17 protein-coding genes and 1 tRNA gene are annotated in these 16,212 nt (G+C 70.2%); 11 read left to right on the top strand and 7 right to left on the bottom strand.

Annotated elements, in window-relative coordinates; all coding sequences use genetic code 11:
* Positions 1-123: 123 nt before the first annotated feature.
* Positions 124-1,248 (bottom strand): PP2C family protein-serine/threonine phosphatase, encoded by a 1,125-nt coding sequence (locus tag FB453_RS19200; RefSeq protein ID WP_112586070.1) that lies wholly within the window; start codon positions 1,246-1,248, stop codon positions 124-126.
* A gap of 104 nt (positions 1,249-1,352) precedes the next feature.
* Complete coding sequence (locus tag FB453_RS19195; RefSeq protein ID WP_186718383.1) at positions 1,353-1,985, bottom strand: septal ring lytic transglycosylase RlpA family protein; 633 nt, start codon at positions 1,983-1,985, stop codon at positions 1,353-1,355.
* Between the two features lie 187 nt (positions 1,986-2,172).
* Between FB453_RS19195 and FB453_RS19190 the strand changes: the two genes are divergently transcribed.
* The 3 genes from FB453_RS19190 to FB453_RS19180 are packed head-to-tail and all read left to right on the top strand — an operon-like array spanning position 2,173 to position 4,285.
* Complete coding sequence (locus tag FB453_RS19190; RefSeq protein ID WP_145792042.1) at positions 2,173-2,724, top strand: phosphoribosyltransferase family protein; 552 nt, start codon at positions 2,173-2,175, stop codon at positions 2,722-2,724.
* Positions 2,725-2,757: 33 nt separating this feature from the next.
* Complete coding sequence (locus tag FB453_RS19185; protein ID WP_145792040.1) at positions 2,758-3,804, top strand: questin oxidase family protein; 1,047 nt, start codon at positions 2,758-2,760, stop codon at positions 3,802-3,804.
* Positions 3,805-3,853: 49 nt separating this feature from the next.
* Complete coding sequence (locus FB453_RS19180; protein WP_145792038.1) at positions 3,854-4,285, top strand: ASCH domain-containing protein; 432 nt, start codon at positions 3,854-3,856, stop codon at positions 4,283-4,285.
* Positions 4,286-4,317: 32 nt separating this feature from the next.
* On the opposite strand, the gene FB453_RS19175 is transcribed toward FB453_RS19180, so the two are convergent.
* Positions 4,318-5,226 (bottom strand): LLM class flavin-dependent oxidoreductase, encoded by a 909-nt coding sequence (locus FB453_RS19175; RefSeq protein WP_145792036.1) that lies wholly within the window; start codon positions 5,224-5,226, stop codon positions 4,318-4,320.
* 105 nt (positions 5,227-5,331) lie between these two features.
* On the opposite strand from FB453_RS19175, the gene FB453_RS19170 reads away from it, so the two are divergent.
* From FB453_RS19170 to FB453_RS19160, 3 genes are all read left to right on the top strand, one after another.
* Positions 5,332-5,763: a hypothetical protein gene (locus FB453_RS19170; protein WP_145792034.1), complete on the top strand. Its 432-nt coding sequence runs from the start codon at positions 5,332-5,334 to the stop codon at positions 5,761-5,763.
* A gap of 77 nt (positions 5,764-5,840) precedes the next feature.
* Entirely contained in the window at positions 5,841-6,545 is a 705-nt protein-coding gene (locus tag FB453_RS19165) for a dihydrofolate reductase family protein (protein WP_145792031.1), read from the top strand.
* 32 nt (positions 6,546-6,577) lie between these two features.
* Positions 6,578-7,222 (top strand): dihydrofolate reductase family protein, encoded by a 645-nt coding sequence (locus FB453_RS19160; RefSeq protein WP_145792029.1) that lies wholly within the window; start codon positions 6,578-6,580, stop codon positions 7,220-7,222.
* 26 nt (positions 7,223-7,248) lie between these two features.
* On the opposite strand, the gene FB453_RS19155 is transcribed toward FB453_RS19160, so the two are convergent.
* Positions 7,249-7,614: a VOC family protein gene (locus tag FB453_RS19155; protein ID WP_112586050.1), complete on the bottom strand. Its 366-nt coding sequence runs from the start codon at positions 7,612-7,614 to the stop codon at positions 7,249-7,251.
* 142 nt (positions 7,615-7,756) lie between these two features.
* On the opposite strand from FB453_RS19155, the gene FB453_RS19150 reads away from it, so the two are divergent.
* Entirely contained in the window at positions 7,757-8,701 is a 945-nt protein-coding gene (locus FB453_RS19150; protein ID WP_145792026.1) for an ATP-binding cassette domain-containing protein, read from the top strand.
* A complete protein-coding gene (locus FB453_RS19145; RefSeq protein ID WP_112586046.1) occupies positions 8,698-9,447 on the top strand; it encodes an ABC transporter permease in 750 nt (249 codons plus the stop codon). Before FB453_RS19150 ends, FB453_RS19145 begins: the two co-directional genes overlap by 4 nt.
* Here FB453_RS19145 and FB453_RS19140 read toward each other — a convergent pair.
* Positions 9,431-12,568 carry a BTAD domain-containing putative transcriptional regulator gene (locus tag FB453_RS19140; protein ID WP_145792024.1) on the bottom strand — a complete coding sequence of 1,046 codons (3,138 nt, stop codon included), beginning with the start codon at positions 12,566-12,568 and terminating at the stop codon, positions 9,431-9,433. The genes FB453_RS19145 and FB453_RS19140 overlap by 17 nt on opposite strands.
* A 251-nt stretch (positions 12,569-12,819) precedes the next feature.
* On the opposite strand from FB453_RS19140, the gene FB453_RS19135 reads away from it, so the two are divergent.
* Together FB453_RS19135 and FB453_RS19130 are read left to right on the top strand one after the other, a co-directional pair.
* Positions 12,820-13,758 (top strand): LD-carboxypeptidase, encoded by a 939-nt coding sequence (locus FB453_RS19135; protein WP_486480335.1) that lies wholly within the window; start codon positions 12,820-12,822, stop codon positions 13,756-13,758.
* Between the two features lie 161 nt (positions 13,759-13,919).
* The gene (locus FB453_RS19130) at positions 13,920-14,510 is read left to right on the top strand and encodes a 2'-5' RNA ligase family protein (RefSeq protein ID WP_486480334.1); all 591 of its coding nucleotides are present in this window, start codon (positions 13,920-13,922) and stop codon (positions 14,508-14,510) included.
* A 100-nt stretch (positions 14,511-14,610) separates the two neighbouring features.
* On the opposite strand, the gene FB453_RS19125 is transcribed toward FB453_RS19130, so the two are convergent.
* Both FB453_RS19125 and FB453_RS19120 read right to left on the bottom strand, forming a co-directional pair.
* Positions 14,611-14,684 (bottom strand) — tRNA-Gly (locus FB453_RS19125).
* Between the two features lie 253 nt (positions 14,685-14,937).
* Positions 14,938-15,495 (bottom strand): pyridoxamine 5'-phosphate oxidase family protein, encoded by a 558-nt coding sequence (locus FB453_RS19120; RefSeq protein WP_112586041.1) that lies wholly within the window; start codon positions 15,493-15,495, stop codon positions 14,938-14,940.
* 99 nt (positions 15,496-15,594) lie between these two features.
* Between FB453_RS19120 and dcd the strand changes: the two genes are divergently transcribed.
* On the top strand, positions 15,595-16,173 hold the full coding sequence (dcd, locus tag FB453_RS19115; RefSeq protein WP_030332009.1) for a dCTP deaminase: 579 nt from the start codon (positions 15,595-15,597) through the stop codon (positions 16,171-16,173).
* The last annotated feature ends 39 nt before the right edge of the window (positions 16,174-16,212 follow it).

The following is a 16,212-nucleotide window of genomic DNA, read 5'->3' as shown; positions in this document are numbered from 1 at the left end:
CTGGCCCCGCTTCCGGACAGGTGTTACCGATCAGTAACCCCGACTGTATTACTCGCGGGTAGGCAGCGACAAGCGGATCACCCAAGTGACGGCGATTACACACCTGCGGCGCGGTCGGCCGGCTCAGCTCTCGGCGGCGCCGACCTCCCAGCTCGGGACGGCGACGGCCGCGCCGGTACGGGCACCCACGTACTCCATCAGGACCAGCGCGATGTCGTCGTCGAGCCGACCGTGCACCCACTCGACCAGGGCGGTCTCCAGCGAGGCCAGCCCGTCGGCGACAGTGCCATGGCCGAGCAGTCGCCAGGCCCGGTCGGCGGTCGGGAAGAACTCGCCGTCCCGTCGCGCCTCGCCGAGACCGTCGGTGAACAGCAGCAGCCGGTCCCCGGGCTCCAGGCGTTCGACCCGGGGGCGGACCACCGGCATGAACCCGAGCGGAGGCGCCGGGGCCGGCGGTTCCAGTGGGATCACCGCACCCCGGCGTAGCAGCAGCGGTGGCGGATGCCCGCAGTTGACGATCGTGAGGGTGCCTCCACGCTCCTCGACCAGTGCCGCCGTGACGAAGTCCTCGTCGCCGACGTTGCGGGCCACCGCGCGGTCCAGGTCGGCAACGACGGCCCGCAGGTCGGCCCGCTCGTAGGCCACATGCCGGTAGGAACCGAGGACGATGCTGGCCAGCCGGACCGCGTCCAGACCCTTGCCTCGCACGTCACCGATGATCATGCGGACGCCGTAGGGCGTGTCGATCGCCTCGTACAGGTCGCCGCCGATCTCGGCCGTCGCTGTGGAGGAGATGTAGCGTCCCGCGACCGAGAGCGTGCCGACCTGCGGCCCGAGCGGGCGCAACACCGCCTGCTGGGCCACTGCGGCGAGCTTGGTCAGCTCGACGATCCGCTCGGCCTGCCGCTGGCGAACCCAGGCCACCGCCACGGCCATCCCGGTGACGAGCGCGACCGCGACAACGCTGACCGAGGTGGCCAACGAGACCTTCGGCGCGACCAGCGCGAAGCCGGCGCCGATCACTGTCGCCGCGACGCCCACCCCCAGGACCACAAGCCAGGACGCCAGGGCGGCGGCGAGAACCGGCGCGGCCGCCAGGAGCGCGACGTAGTGCACCTTGCGGCCGTCCGCCGCCTCCACCGCCGAGACGATCGCGAGCAGAACGAGGGCCGCGCCGAGGCCGGCGCGGGATCCGGGGCTCAGCGGGCGACGGCCCGACTGGAGGAGTCGCGTGGGTACGAGGGACAGTTTGCCTGATCCACGTGAACCGGTGAATGAACCTGACCCGTCGTCCGAGGAGGTTCTGTCCGGCCGGCCCAGTCGGCCAGCCGAATCGGCGTCGCCGGTCCCGCTCAGCCGAGGACTTCGTAGCGGACGGTGAGCGCGCCCACGTCGACCGAGGCGATGCTGGCGAAGGCGGCCCGGGAGAGGTCCAGGCAGCGGCCGTCGATGAACGGGCCGCGGTCGTTGATCCGCACCGTCACCGACTTGCCGTTGGCCGGGTTGGTCACCCGGACCTTGGTGTTGAACGGCAGTGTCTTGTGCGCGGCGGTCAGCGCGTTGGGGTTGAACGACTCGCCGTTGGCGGTGAGCTGCCCGTCGGAGTAGAACGAGGCGCCGCAGGAACCACTCTCCAGCACCTTCGCCGCGGCCGTGGTCTTCTTGACGGTCGGCTTCGGCTTCGGCGACGAGGTGCGCTCCTTGCCCCGGGAGGCGGCCTGCTGCGACCGGGTCGCCGACGGGCTGGCGGTCACGCTGGGCGAGGCGCTGACACTCGGGGTGACGGCCGGGGAGCTGGGGGTGAGGCTGCTCGCGGCGGTGGTCGGGGTGAGGTCGAGAGCCACCTGGCCCGACTGGTCGGGGCCGGAGACCAGTTGCACGGCGCCCACAGTGCCTCCGACGGCGAGGGCGACGCCGACCGCCGCGGTGGCCACGATGCCCGCCGGGGAGGAGAAGATGCGGGTACGGGAGTGCTTGCCTGCCACCGGCCCGGTCCTTTCGTCGTCTGAACAAACCGGGTCGGACCGTAACGAGAGAAGCACTTCCGAAGTCAACGTGATCATGGTGGTATGCCCGCATTTACCCGGATACGTGTAGCCGATCATCCGACCCGGGGTGGGCCGGGTGGCCCGGGTGCCGCCACGCCCACCGCCCGTGCCGCAGGATGAGCGGATGCCCGCCGATCTGACCGAACGCCTGGCCGCCCTGTTCCAGTGGATCGACCCCGGCCCGGACACCAGTCACCTGGTCAGCGACATCTCCGGTTGGTGGCGGGACCCGGCGGTGCTGGCCGAGCTGGGGCCGGCCCTGGTGGCGCCGTACCGAGCCGCCCGGCCCACTGTGGTGCTCGCGCCGGCCGTCACCGGGCTGCTCCTCGGGCCGTTGGCAGCCACCGCCCTCGGGGTCGGCTTCGTGGCCGCCCACAAGCCGGCTGACGGGCGACTGCCGGCCGGGCCACTCACCTGGGCGCAGAGCCCACCGGACTACCGGGGCCGACGGATTGACCTCGCCGTACGGGACCAACACCTCGGCCCCGACGACCGGGTGCTGGTGGTGGACGACTGGGTACGTACCGGAGCGCAGCTACACGCCCTCTACGACATCTGCGCCGCCCGGGGCGCCGAGGTGCTGGGCACCGCCGTGGTGGCCGTGGACTGCCCGCCCGAGGTCGCGGCCGACCTACGGATCACCGGCCTGATCGACGCCGCGGATCTGCCCTCTTGACCTGAAGCGAGGTTCAACACCGACGATCGGCGGATGAGCGACGGAGTTCTCGACGAGGCGTACGAGCGGCTGCACCGCACCGGCCCCGAATACCAGGGCTGGCTGTCCAACCACGGGCCGATGGCCGTCGAGGCACTGGTCCGACACGGGCACCCGCACCGGGTGCACCGTTGGCTCGACGACTACCTCGGCCGCCTCGACGAGCTGCCCCGAGGGCTGCACCCGATCGACGACTGGCGGTTGGCGCTGGGTGATCCGAAGCGCGCCGGTGACTGGCTGGCCTACTTCGACAGGCAACTGCGCGAACACCCGTGGCGTGCGGTGCTCGGCACCTGGTGGCCCCGGTTGCTGCCCGGCATCGCCGCTGGCGCCACGCACGGTGTGATCCGGGTCGGGCACGCCGTACGCGCACTCGACCCGGACGACGGAAACCGACAGCGGCTCACCGAGCTGGGCCAGGCCCTCGGCTACTGGGCGGCCCGCTGGCAGCCGATCCCCGGCACCGACCGGCTGTTCACCGGCGATCCGGACCAGCCGGGCACCGACGACCTTGACGTGGCGGCCGCGCTGGCGGGGCTGCCCCGGATCGACGACCAGACCGGCGGCGTCCGGGATCGACTGGAGCAGTTGCCGGGCGTACCCCGATGGGAGCCGGCACTCGCGACGCTGCGCCCCGTGCGGAGCCCGGCCGAGGCGGAGCGCGGGCTCACCACGCTGGTGCACCGGGCCGGCCTGGACTACCTGCGCTTCGGACACGCCGCGCCGGTCATGCTGGTGCACGCGGTCACCGCGCCGACCGCCGTGCTGCGTACCCTGCCGGCACTGGACCGGGGTCTGTGGGCGCCGAGCCTCGCCGCGGCCTGGGCCGCGACGGCGGCCATGACCTCCGTGTACGCCCCAGCCAACGGCATCGCGCCACCGACAGTGACCCCCGCGACGCCGGCGGAGGTCTTCGCCCGCGCGGCCCGCCACGGCGACGAGCACGTGGTCAAGCTCGCCGACGCGATCCTCGACGCGTACGCGACCAGTGCTGACGAGCGGCTTCTCACCGCACCCGGCTACGCCGGCCAACTGATCTGAGCGGGTATTGCGGCGGCGGCCCGGGCCGCGCTGGCCTAGCCTCGGCAGGATGTGGCCTCGGATCGGTGAACTGCGCGCCCTCGCCCTCGGCACCCCCGGCGAGTTGCGGTCAACCCTGAACACCCTGGTGCTTGCCGGTGTGAAGACCGCGACGGCCGGCCGGCTCGCCGAGTACGCGGAGGAAGGCGAGGAGTTGGAGGACGTCGGCGAACGCCTGGCCCTGGTCGACGACGACAACGCACTGGCCGGCGTCGTGGAGATCACCGGAGTCGAGGTGGTCCGCTTCGCCGACGTGCCCTGGGACTTCGCCCACGCCGAGGGCGAGGGTGACCGCTCGATCGAGGAGTGGCGGGCCGGGCACTCGACCTACTGGGCGCGGCTCGGCACGCCGGTCGACGGCGACACCCCGATCGTCTGCCTGCGCTTCCGCCTGGTTTCCGGTGGCGAGGGCGCTGTGGCCAGCGGCGACCTCGGCACCTGACCGGCCGCCCCGGCCGGCTCGGTGTGGCGGCCTCAGCCGCGTAGTTGTGGCAGCAACCGCGTCGCCACGTCCACCAGGACCGCCTCGTCACCGGCGTACCAACTGCTGGCGCGCGGCCAGTGCGTCACCACGTCGGTGAAGCCCAGCTCGGCGGCCCGACCGACCTGATCGGCGAAGAACTGTGCGCTGCTGAGCGAGAAGACCGGCGCCGCGTCCAGTGAGAGGTAGCGGTCCAGACTGGCCGGGTCACGGCCGGCCTCGTCCAGGGTCCGGTCCATCCGCGCGGACAGCGCCGACACGCTGGCCCACCAGCCCGCCAGGTCGTTGTCATCACCGGTGCCGGTGGTCACCCAGCCCTGCCCGAAGCGGGCCACCAACCGCATCGACCGTGGCCCGTTGGCGGCCACCACGAACGGCACCCGAGGCTGCTGCACACAGCCGGGGTTGTTGCGGGCATCCACCGCGGCGAACCAGTCGCCACGCCAGGTGGTGCCGTCCTCCCGCAGGATCAGGTCCAACAACTCGGTGAACTCGGCGAACCGGTCGACCCGCTGACGCGGCGGCAGGGTCTCACCACCCAGCACCGCCGAGTCGAAGCCGATGCCACCCGCTCCCAGGCCGAGCAGCAGGCGGCCGGTGGAGACGTCGTCCACGGTGGTGATCTGCCGGGCGAACGCGGCCGGGTGCCGGAAGTTCGGCGACGCCACGAGGGTGCCCAGTCGAATCCGCGAGGTCACCGTGGCGGCTGCGGTCAACGTGGCCATCGAGTCGAACCACGGGCCGTCGACCAGGTCACGCCAACCCAGGTGGTCGTACGTCCAGGCGTGGTCGAAGCCCCACTCGTCGACCTGCCGCCAGCGACGCTGCGACTCCGCCCACCGCTGGTCCGGCAGGATCACGATGCCAATCCGCATGATCGCCACCCTAGTCGGGCCGGACATCCGCCCCCAGCATCACGCTGAGCAGAGGACGGGCCAGCGTCCGGGACACCTTCGCCGACCGGAAGTCGTAGATCCACCGTTGCGGCCAGCCCGTACCCTCCGGGGATGCCCACCGAAGGATCCGCTGCTGACCGCGTATCCCCGGATCGCCGGGCGCGTCGGGTCCGCATGATCCGCACGGTGGCGTTGCTGGTCGGGGTGATGGTTCCGTCCCTCGTTCTCCGCGAGCTGATCGAGGCCCGGTTCGGCCGCGGGCCGATCGCCGACCTCAGCGCGGTCGCGGTGCCGATGGCGGCGACCGCGTGGCTGGCGCCGTACGCCTCCTATCGGCGACGCGATGCTCTGCTCTGGCTGGTCGGCCCGGGCCTCTACTACTTCGCGGTGATCGCCTGGCGGGTGGCCCTCGCGCCCTACCGGGACTGGAGCCCCCGCCCGGAGGAAAGGGCCCTGATGCGCTGGTCACGGGATCCGGAACACGCCGGGACGTGGTACCTGACCGAGCCAGAGAGTGGCACGGGTCACACTTTTTCCCGGTAGGGACATCGCGTTCGGCTCCGACCCCTCGGGGAGCGGCACCCAGGCGGGGTGTCGCCCGAGGAGAGGACCAGAGCGCGATGACGAAGGTGACCGCACAACTGTCGGTGTCGGTGGACGGCTTCTACGCCGGCCCGCAGTTCGACGGGAACGGCAACTGGATGGACTCGGCGGAGAGCGCGAAATTCTTCCGGGTCACCCGGTGGGCGACCGAAGCGGCGGCCTGGCGCGAACGGCAGGGCTTCGCCGGCGGGGAGCAGGACACCAACTCCGAGGTGATCGCCGAGTCGTTCGGGGCGGCCGGCGCGTACGTGATGGGGCGCCGGATGGCCGACGGGGGTGAGATCCCCTGGGGTGAGGAGCCGCCGTTTCGCGCGCCCGTCTTCGTCGTCACCCACCGCCCCCGCCAGCGGCTGGTGAAGGGCGGGGGCACCAGTTTCACCTACGTCACCGATGGCGTGGCCAGCGCCGTCGAGCAGGCGCGCGCCGTGGCCGGAGGCAAGGACGTCGCGGTGGCCGGAGGTGGCAGCCTGGTGCGGCAGGTGCTCAAGGCCGGTCTGCTCGACGAGTTGGAGTTGCACGTCGTACCGGTTGTGCTCGGCACCGGCCTGCGGCTCTTCGACGCGGACCTCGACCTGGGTGACCGGGAGGGAATCGAGCTGACGCCGACCCGCGTCCTTGCCACCCCACAGGTGACCCACATCCGGTACGCGGTGCGCGGTCGCGCCCCGCTCGTGCTCGACGACCGGGGCCGCGGCGGTGGCCCGACGGTCACCGCGAACTGAATCACGGCCCATCGAAGGAAGGAGGAGACACCATGGCGCAACTGTTGCGGGTGCAGTGCTTCAACGTTTCGCGCGACGGGTTCGGAACCGGAGAGGGGCAGAGCCTGGAACGGCCCTTCGGTCACGCGGACCCCACCCCGCTGTTCTCCTGGCGTGCCGCCACCGCCAGCTTCGTGTATCGCACCGAGCCGGGCGGCACCCGTGGCCTGGACGACTACCTGACCCGCGACGCCGAGTGCAACATCGGCGCGGAGATCATGGGTCGCAACAAGTTCGGCCCCCAGCGTGGCCCCTGGAAGGACCATGACTGGCAGGGCTGGTGGGGGGACAACCCGCCGTTTCACACGCCGGTCTTCGTGCTCACCCACCACGTGCGCCAGTCGTTCAGCCTGTCCGACACCACGTTCCACTTCCGCGATGTCAGCCCGGCCGAGGCACTGGCCGAGGCGAAGCAGGCAGCCGAGGGTCGGGACGTACGCCTCGGTGGTGGGGTCGCGACCATCCGCGAGTTCATCGAGGCCGATCTGGTCGACACGATGCACATCGCCGTGGCGCCCGTCGACCTCCACCGGGGCGAGCGGTTGTGGGGCAGCCCTGACGAGTTGCTCGACCGCTTCCACCTCGAGTCGGTGCCCAGCCCCAGTGGGGTCACCCATCTCCTGTTCTGGAGGCGATGACCGCCCTCCTCCCCGGCACTGTCCGTCTAGAGCCGGGCCAGCACCAGCAACCGGTTGCCGTCGGGGTCGGTGACCCGCGCGGACCGCTCGCCCCAGGGCTGGTCGACCGGCTCCTCGGTGACTGTCGCCCCACCCGTGCGCAGCGCGCCCACGGCTGCGTCGCAGTCGTCGGCGTAGACGCACAACTCCCAGCGGTGCGAGTCGGCCGGCCCGCCAGCCTCCGGGTTGGCGGCCAGGCCGAGCTCGCTGCTGCCCAGCCGCAGAGCGACGAACTCCGGGGCGCCCTCGTCCGGGAACCGGTAGGTCAGCTCGAAGCCGACCACGTCCCGGTAGAACGCGATCAGTCGTGGCAGGTCAGGTGTCGTCACGATCGGGAAGGCTTCGGTGAACACGGACCACCTCCAGGCCGGACATTAGCCGGTGTCGAGGCCCAGCAGGAACCACCACGGGGGCGCGACAAGGAGAAACACGGTGTCAGTGGCCGTGTCAGTGCCATGACAGGGGGGTGACAGCCCAGCCGCCGATGGTAGTTGCATGACGAGTTCAGCGATTGCAGTCTCCGGGCTGCGAAAGGCCTACAAGGACAAGGTCGTGCTCGATGGCATCGATCTGGATGTCCCTGCGGGCACGATCTTCTCCCTGCTCGGTCCGAACGGGGCGGGTAAGACGACGACGGTGAACGTGCTGACCACGTTGGTGAAGGCCGACGGTGGGACCGTACGCATCGCAGGGCACGACGCCGCCACCGAGGCCAAGGCGGTGCGCGCGGCGATCGGTGTCACCGGTCAGTTCGCGGCGGTGGACGAACTGCTGACCGGCCGAGAGAACCTGCAACTGATGGTGGATCTCAGCCAGGTTCCGGGCAAGGACGGCAGGCGGGTCGTCACGGAGCTGCTGGAGCGGTTCGATCTGGTGGAGTCGGCACAGAAGCCGGTGTCGACCTATTCCGGTGGTATGCGCCGGAAGCTGGATCTGGCGATGACTCTGGTCGGCGACCCGCGGATCATCTTCCTCGACGAGCCGACGACGGGCCTGGACCCACGTAGCCGCCGCACGATGTGGTCGATCATCCGTGACCTGGTGGCCGACGGCGTGACGATCTTCCTCACCACTCAGTATCTCGAGGAAGCCGATCAGCTCGCCGACCGGATCGCCGTCCTCGACCAGGGGCGTCTGGTCGCCCAGGGCACGCCCGACGAGCTCAAGCGCCAGATCCCCGGCACTCACGTCCGGCTCCGGTTCACCACCGTCGCCGAACTCGACGCGGCCGCCCGGGTGCTCACCGACTCCACACGGGACGACGAGGCACTGGCGCTGCGGGTTCCCAGCGACGGCGGAACAGCCTCGCTGCGGGCCCTGCTGGACCGCCTCGACGAGTACGCGATCAGCGCCGAAGGGTTCTCCGTGCAGACGCCGGACCTCGACGACGTTTTCCTCGCCCTGACGGGCAGCCGCATCCAGGAGGTTTCCGCGAAATGAGCACCAAGTCCCACTCGATCGTCATGCTGCGTCGCAACTTCAAGCACATCGCCCGGAACCCGACCTCGGTGTTCAACGCGGTCCTGATGCCTATCGTGATCATGTTGATGTTCGTGTACATGTTCGGTGACGCCTTCAACGTCGGTGTCGACTACATCGACTACGCGACTCCCGGACTGATGCTGTTGGCGGTCTGTTACGGGTTGGGGGCCACCGCAACCGCTGTGAACTCCGACATGACGAAGGGCATCATCAACCGGTTCAAAGTCATGCACGTCTCCCGCGGTGCGGTGCTGACCGGTCACGTCGTCGCCAGCGTGCTGACCAACCTGGTCGCCATCGCCGCCCTTGTCGGGGTGGCCTTCCTGCTCGGATTCAGCCCGTCGGCGAGCCTCCTCGGCTGGCTCGGCGCGATCGGCGTCATCGTGCTGCTCGGCTTCGCCGCCGGCTGGCTCACTGTCGCCCTGGGTCTTTCGGCGAAGTCTCCGGAAACGGCGGGGCTGGCCTCCGTACCGCTGGTCATGCTGCCGTTCTTCAGCAGCGCGATCGTGCCGGCGGACAAGATGGGGCCCGGGCTGCGGGAGTTCGCGGAATACCAGCCCTTCACGCCGATCATCGAAACCCTGCGGGGGTTCCTCAACGGAACGCCGTCCAGCGGTGACCTGATCCCCGCCCTCGTCTGGTGCGTCGGCATCGCTCTCGTCGGCTACCTGTGGGCGCGATCCACGTTCACGAAGCGAGCGTGACCGCTACCAACCGGTTCCAGTCCGTCCGACTGCCTTCCCGCGCCGCCTCTGCGAAGCTCGCTTCGCCGAGGCGGCGCCGTATTTCCCGCTCGATCCGGGCCACATCCGGCTGGGAATGATCCTGCCGTCCGCGCACACCGGTGCTCGCGGCGAGCAGCCGCGCGGCCTGCTCATGCTGGTCACGGCGCAGCGCCAGGTCCGCGACGCCGACGAGTACCCGCGCGATCGAGGGCGCGTGTCCCGTCGCGGCTGCCGCCTCGCAGGCCAAGGAATGGTGTCTGCGCGCCTCACCGAGATCGTCCGCGACATAACCGAGCAGGTCGTGAGTCACCACGCGGATGTGCGCCTGCTCCGCCTCGTCGCGCAACACTGTCGTCGCGACACCGACCTGGCGGGCCACCTCGTCGGCATGGCCACGCCAGCGAGCGAGTTCCGCCTGTGACAGGGCCAGCACTGCCAACGCACCCGGCCACGTGACCCGCGCCGCGCATCGCCGCGCCTCGGCCATGACAGCCGCGCTGGACTCCTCATCACCAAGCAACCAGTACAGCTGAGCCTGCCGGGACCGTATCCGGATGATGTCCTCGACGGTGCCGACCTCGGTGACGACCGCGGCGGCCTCTTCGTAGTGCTCGCACGCACCGGCGAACTCACCGCGTACGGCAATCAACTCCGCCAGCTCGGTCAGGGCGAAGGAGATCCCGAACCGTTCGCCGAGTGCCCGGAACTCGGCGAGCGCCGCCACGAGATACGCCTCCGCATCCCGACCGTCCTGGCCGAAGATGATCCGCATCTTGCCGAGTTGCAACCGGGCCAGTGCGCGTACCCAGGGATCCTCGTCGTTCAGCAGCGGTTCCCATGCGGCCAGGATCGCGTCCGGGGCTCGCAACATGCGTTCCAGCGGGACGACGAGCGCCATCCCCGGGTGGCTGCCGTGACTGCGTTGGCTGAACTCGTACGCCTTGTGGATCCACTCCGCCGCATGGTGTTCGTCGCCCGGTCCCGAGTTCACGAAGAGCACGACGAGCGCGTACACAGTGGCCCGGATCTCGTCGCTGACCTCACCAGGCGTCTCAGTGGCCGCCGTGATCAGCTCCATGCCTTCGGTCCGGTGGCCACCGAGCCACCAGTACCAGCCGGCGCCCGCGGCCAGTCGCATGGCCGCGGGCGCTTCACCGGCGGCGAGGGCCCCGCGCATCGCGGAACCGATGTTGTCGTGCTCAACTTCGAGAGCGGCGAGCCATTTCACCTGGTCCGCGCGGCGAAGCTGCGGCTCGGCGGTCTCGGCCAGTTCGGTGAAGTACGTCAGATGCGCGTGGCGCGCCAGGTCCGATTCCCCCGCCTCGACGAGGCGGTGCGCGGCGTACTCCTTGATCGTGCCGAGCATCCGGTAGCGCAGGGTCTCGTCGCCCTCGGCGACCAACAGCGACTTCTCGGCCAGCGCGGTGACCAGTTCGAGCACGTCCTCCGGCTCGACCTCGTCGCCGGCGCAGACCCGTTCGGCCGCTTCCAGACTCACCCCGCCCGAGAACACCGAGAGCCGGCGCAGGACCGCCCGTTCCGCGTCGGTCAGCAGCTCCCAACTCCAGTCGACCACCGCGCGCAGCGTTCGGTGCCGGGGCAACGCGGTACGGCTTCCGCCGGTCAGCAGACGGAACCGATCGTCGAGCCGCCTGGCGAGCTGGTCGATGGACATGGTGCGCAACCTGGCGGCGGCCAGTTCGATCGCCAACGGCATCCCGTCCAGCGCCCGACAGATCCGCGCCATCGTCGACAACGTGAGATCGTCGACCACCAGATCCCTCCGCACCGCGACCGCTCGGTCCCGCAGCAACCGGACAGCGGGAGAGGTTTCGATCTCGCTGGGGTCGGCGTCGACGTCCGGCAAGGCCAGTGGCGCGACCGGCCAGAGCGCCTCGCCAGTGATGCCGAGCGGTTCCCTGCTCGTCGCGAGGATCCGCAGTCGCCGACACTCCCCGAGCAGCCGGTCGGCGAGCACCGCCGCCGACTCGATCACGTGCTCGCAGTTGTCCAGGATCAGCAGCGCCTCCCGCTCGCGGATCGCGGCGACGAGCCGGTCGATCAACTCCATGCTCGGTGCCTCGCCGAGCAGAGCGTCCCGAAGTCCGAGCCCCGTGAGCGTCGCCTGCACGACGTCACCGTCCGCGCCGATGGCGGCGAACTCGACCAGCCAGGCACCGTCCGGCAGGTTGTCGAGCATTCTGCGCGCGGTTTCCGTGGCCAGCCGGGTCTTCCCGGAGCCACCCGGCCCGATCAGGGTCGTGAGCCGGTGTTCGGCGACGAGCGCGCCGACCTCGGCGACGGCCTCGTCCTTACCGATGAAGCTGCTCAACTCGGCGCGAAGGTTGGTCTTCCGGTTCTCCTCGCGGCGTTGCACCTCACCCCGCAGGAGCGCGACGTGCAACGCCGCGAGTTCCGGTGAGGGATCGACGCCCAGCGCGTCGGCCAGGGCCTCGCTCGTGCGCTGATACACGAGCAGCGCCTCGTTGTCTCGGCCGCTCGCCGCGAGGGCCCGCATCAACGCGAGAACCAGCCGTTCCCGCACCGGGTGCGCGGCCACCAGGTCGGTCAGCTCCGCGACCAGCTCCGGCCCGCGGCCGAGGCTGACCTCCACGTCGAAGCGATCCTCCAGGGCGGTCAGACGCAGCCTGTCGAATCGGGTGACCGCCGCGTCGAGCGCGATGCTGTCGACAAGACCGACGTCCTGCATCGCCGCACCGCGCCACAGGTCGAGGGCCTCGCGCAGCCGCCGTACCCGCTGCGGGCCCTCGTCATCGCGAGCCAGGCCAACGAGGCGTTCGAACCGTACGGCGTCGACGACGTCGGGTCCGACCAGCAACCGGTAACCGTCCGTCTGTCCCTCGATCGACCCCTCCGGCAGCGCCTTCCGCAGCCGGGAAACCAGGCGGTGCAGGGCGTTCGCCGCGTCGGAGGGCGGATGTTCGCCCCAGATCCAGTCGACGAGGGTCCCCTTCGGGACCACGTGGCCCGGGTTGAGCGCGAGGGCGGTCAACAGCCCGCGCAGCCGCGCGCCCGGCACGTCAATGAGGGTGCCGACGTCCGTGCGAACCTCGAATGGACCAAGCATCCCGACCTGCACCTGGCAGATCTTGCCATGAACATGAGAAGCGTCCGTGTCGCCCGCCAGCGGCTGTCGGGGCGGAGGAGAAACGCGTGAAGCTCCTGGAGCCCGTTCCGAAATGAGATGCGCACCGGCTGGCCGACCTGTTGGATCTCGACATGGCGCATGAGTTCGTTCGTCCTCGGAAAGCACGCCCGGGGGACCACCTCGCGGTCCTCTCGCCGTCCTTCGCTGCGCCCGGTGCCTATCCCGGGATCCACGAGCAGGCCATGCGACGGCTTGCCGACCTGACCGGCCTCGTCCCGGTCGAATACCCCACCACCCGCCAGGTGGGTGCGAGCGCGGCAGCGCGGGCGGCGGACATCAACGCCGCCTTCGCGGACCCCCAGGTACGCGGCATTCTCGCCGTCATCGGCGGCGACGACCAGATCACCGTCATCCCCCACCTGGACGGCGACCTGGCCCGCGCCGACCCGAAGCCGTTCCTCGGCACCAGCGACAACACCAACCTGCACCACTGGCTCTGTGGCCTCGGCATCGCCAGCTTCTACGGCGGATCCTCCCAGGTGCACCTCGGCCCCGGGCCTGCCGTCGACGACATCCACGTCCGGTCGCTGCGGGCGGCACTGCTCACCGGGGAACGGCTGGAGATCACCGACCCGGGTGAGTCCGAGGACATCGGCATCGACTGGGCAGACCCGCAGGCGTTGAAGTCGTTCGGAGAGCGCGAACCGACGGAGCCGTGGAGCTGGTACGGGCCGCCCCGCGCGGTCACCGGCCCCACCTGGGGTGGCTGCCTGGAGGTCATCCAGTGGATCCTGACGGCGGGACGCTTCCCCTTTTCCCCGGAGGCCCTGCACGGTGGGGTGCTGATCATCGAGACGTCGGAGGAACTTCTCCCCGCACGCGAAGTCGGCTGGATCGTCCGATCACTGGGTGAACGCGGCTTCCTCAGCGCCGTCGACGCGGTCCTGGTCGCCCGTCCGCCGGTCTCCGACCACACCCGTCGACCCCCGGCCGCCGATCGGGCACGGCTACGCGAGCAGCAGCGCGACACTGTCGTCGACGTGGTGAGCCGATACAACCCCGAGGCGGTCGTCTGCGTCGGGGTCCCATTCGGCCACACCAAACCACAGTGGATCCTTCCCCACGGCGGCCCGATCACCGTCGACGGCGTGGAACGCCGGATCTTCGCCGACTACCGATAGGGCCGTCCTTCCTCGCCGCACGAACGTGGTCCCGAGACTGAGAACGGGAGCTTGCACACCACGCCCGTCGACTCTGCTGTTGGCCGAGCTCGATGCCGTTCTGTGGGTGCGGCGTCCTCCTGCGGCGGGCTGCGAATCCGGTGGACCGGCACCCATCGTCGTTGGAAACTGCGGGGATGGAACCGACACAGACGGCCCTCATCGTGCCGATACCCGAGGCCGAGGAGGCGGTGGGCCGGTTCCGGGCATCGCTCGACCGGGCCGCCGGGTGGGGCGTGCCAGCGCACGTGACAGTCCTCTACCCGTTCCTGCCCCCGCAGCAGATCGATGAGCAGGTCTTGGCGGTGCTGCGCGAGACCATTGCCGGGATACCGCGGTTCGAGGTCGCACTGACGCACGTCGGCTGGTTTGGTGACACGGTCGTCTGGCTTGCTCCGCAGCCAGATCGCCCGTTCCGGCAGCTCACTGCGGCGGTGTGGCAACAGTTTCCCGAGGCGCCGCCTTATGCCGGGGCGCACGGTGACGTGGTGCCACACCTGACCATCGGTCACGACGCCGCCAAGCCCACGCTGAGCCACGCCGCGGAAACCATCTCCGCACACCTGCCGATCCGCACAGCCGTCGACCGGGTCCGGCTCATCGCCGGAACGCCGGACGTCAGCCCTTGGCGCACCGTCTGCGAGATCCCGCTGAGCGACACACCATCTGCGCCGGCTGGTACGGGATTCGAAGCGGCCCCAGTGAGAAGTTGAGGCCCGGCACGTGGTCCCGTTGCTGGGCCGCCGGGTGCTCGTGGTCCAGGAACATCGAAGGCCCTGACCGGGACTCACGTCCTGATCAGGGCCTTCGCAGTGGAGCGGGTGACGGGAATCGAACCCGCACTGTCAGCTTGGGAAGCTGATGTTCTGCCATTGAACTACACCCGCAAGCGGCACCACTGTACCCGAGTCGTCGAACCCGTGCACCCAGGTACCCCCGCCGGCCGCAGGTGTCCCCGTACCGCTCCGCCCGGGTTGATCCACTCGGCTTTCTGGAAGTCGGGGCATCCGGAGCGCTGGGACACCGCGATTTTCTTGAAGTCGAGTTGATCACCGCAGGCGGCGGGCGGCGGTCTGGTACGGGTGCCCTGGTGCCGGCTCCGTTACGACGGAGCCGGCACCGATGATCTTCCGGCCGTGGTCAGGCGGCCGTGCACTGGACGTCACGGCTGAGGCGGGTCGGGCGGGCCTGCGGGACGGCGAGGGGCGCGGCCACCGCCGACGGGGCGTTTGGGTCGAGCCAGACCCGAACGGCCGGCCGACCCGGCGCGAGGCCCGGGATGCCAGCGATGTGCTGCTCGCGGCGGGTGAGCATGGCCACGTCGACCGTGAACTCGAAGAGCCGCCAGTCGACCTGCGGCTCGGCCCGGGCGCTGTGCGCCAACTGCGCCACGAGGACCGGATCGGTCACCGGACGGGCACGCCCCGCCACGTACGCCTCGTCGTCGCTCTCCTCCGCGGGGAACGAGTGCAGCGCGTAACGGCCGTCACGTTCGAGGTCGCGGCGCTTGGGCGAGTCGATGATGAAGCAGAACAGCCCCTCGGCGGTGATGACCGGGGAGACCGGATGGACGCGGGGCCCGCCGTCGGCACGGACCGTGGCCAGATAGCCGAAGCCCGGCCCGTATTGCTGGAGGAGAACGCGGATCCCGTCGGCGAGTCGGGGCTCGTCGGCGGCGAATTCGGACCAGGAAGCCATGTGGGCATTCTATCGAACAAATGTACGAGCAGCGACCTCGACGCGCTGGTCACCGGCACCGAATCCGGGCACTTTTGGCTACGCGGCTATGGTGGTCCGATGCTGCTCTCCGACCGTGACCTGGTCTCCGAGATCAAGGCCGGCACGCTGGGCTTGGAGCCGTTCGAGCCCACCCTGGTCCAACCGTCCAGCATCGACGTCCGACTCGACCGGCTGTTCCGGGTCTTCAACAACCACCTCTACACCCACATCGATCCCGCGATGCAGCAGGACGACCTGACCTCGGCGGTCGAGGTCCCCGACGGCGAGCCGTTCGTGCTGCACCCGGGGGAGTTCGTGCTCGCCTCGACGCTGGAGGTCATCTCGCTGGGTGACCAGCTCGCCGGCCGACTTGAGGGCAAGAGCTCCCTGGGCCGGCTCGGGCTGCTCACGCACTCCACCGCCGGCTTCATCGACCCGGGCTTCTCCGGTCACGTGACGCTGGAGCTCTCGAACGTGGCGAACCTGCCGATCACCCTGTGGCCGGGCATGAAGATCGGGCAGCTCTGCATCTTCCGGCTCTCCTCACCGGCCGAGCACCCGTACGGCTCGGTGGTCTACGGCTCGCGCTACCAGGGCCAGCGGGGGCCGACGCCCAGCCGCGCCTGGCAGCACTGGCGCACCTGGCCAACCCGCTGAGCTAGAACCGAGACGACGAGGGCCCGCCGCGACCGATCG

This window comes from Micromonospora sp. CNZ322, assembly GCF_007827755.1.
Note: the sequence above shows the minus strand (reverse complement) of the source record. Positions and strands in the feature narration are given on the sequence as shown.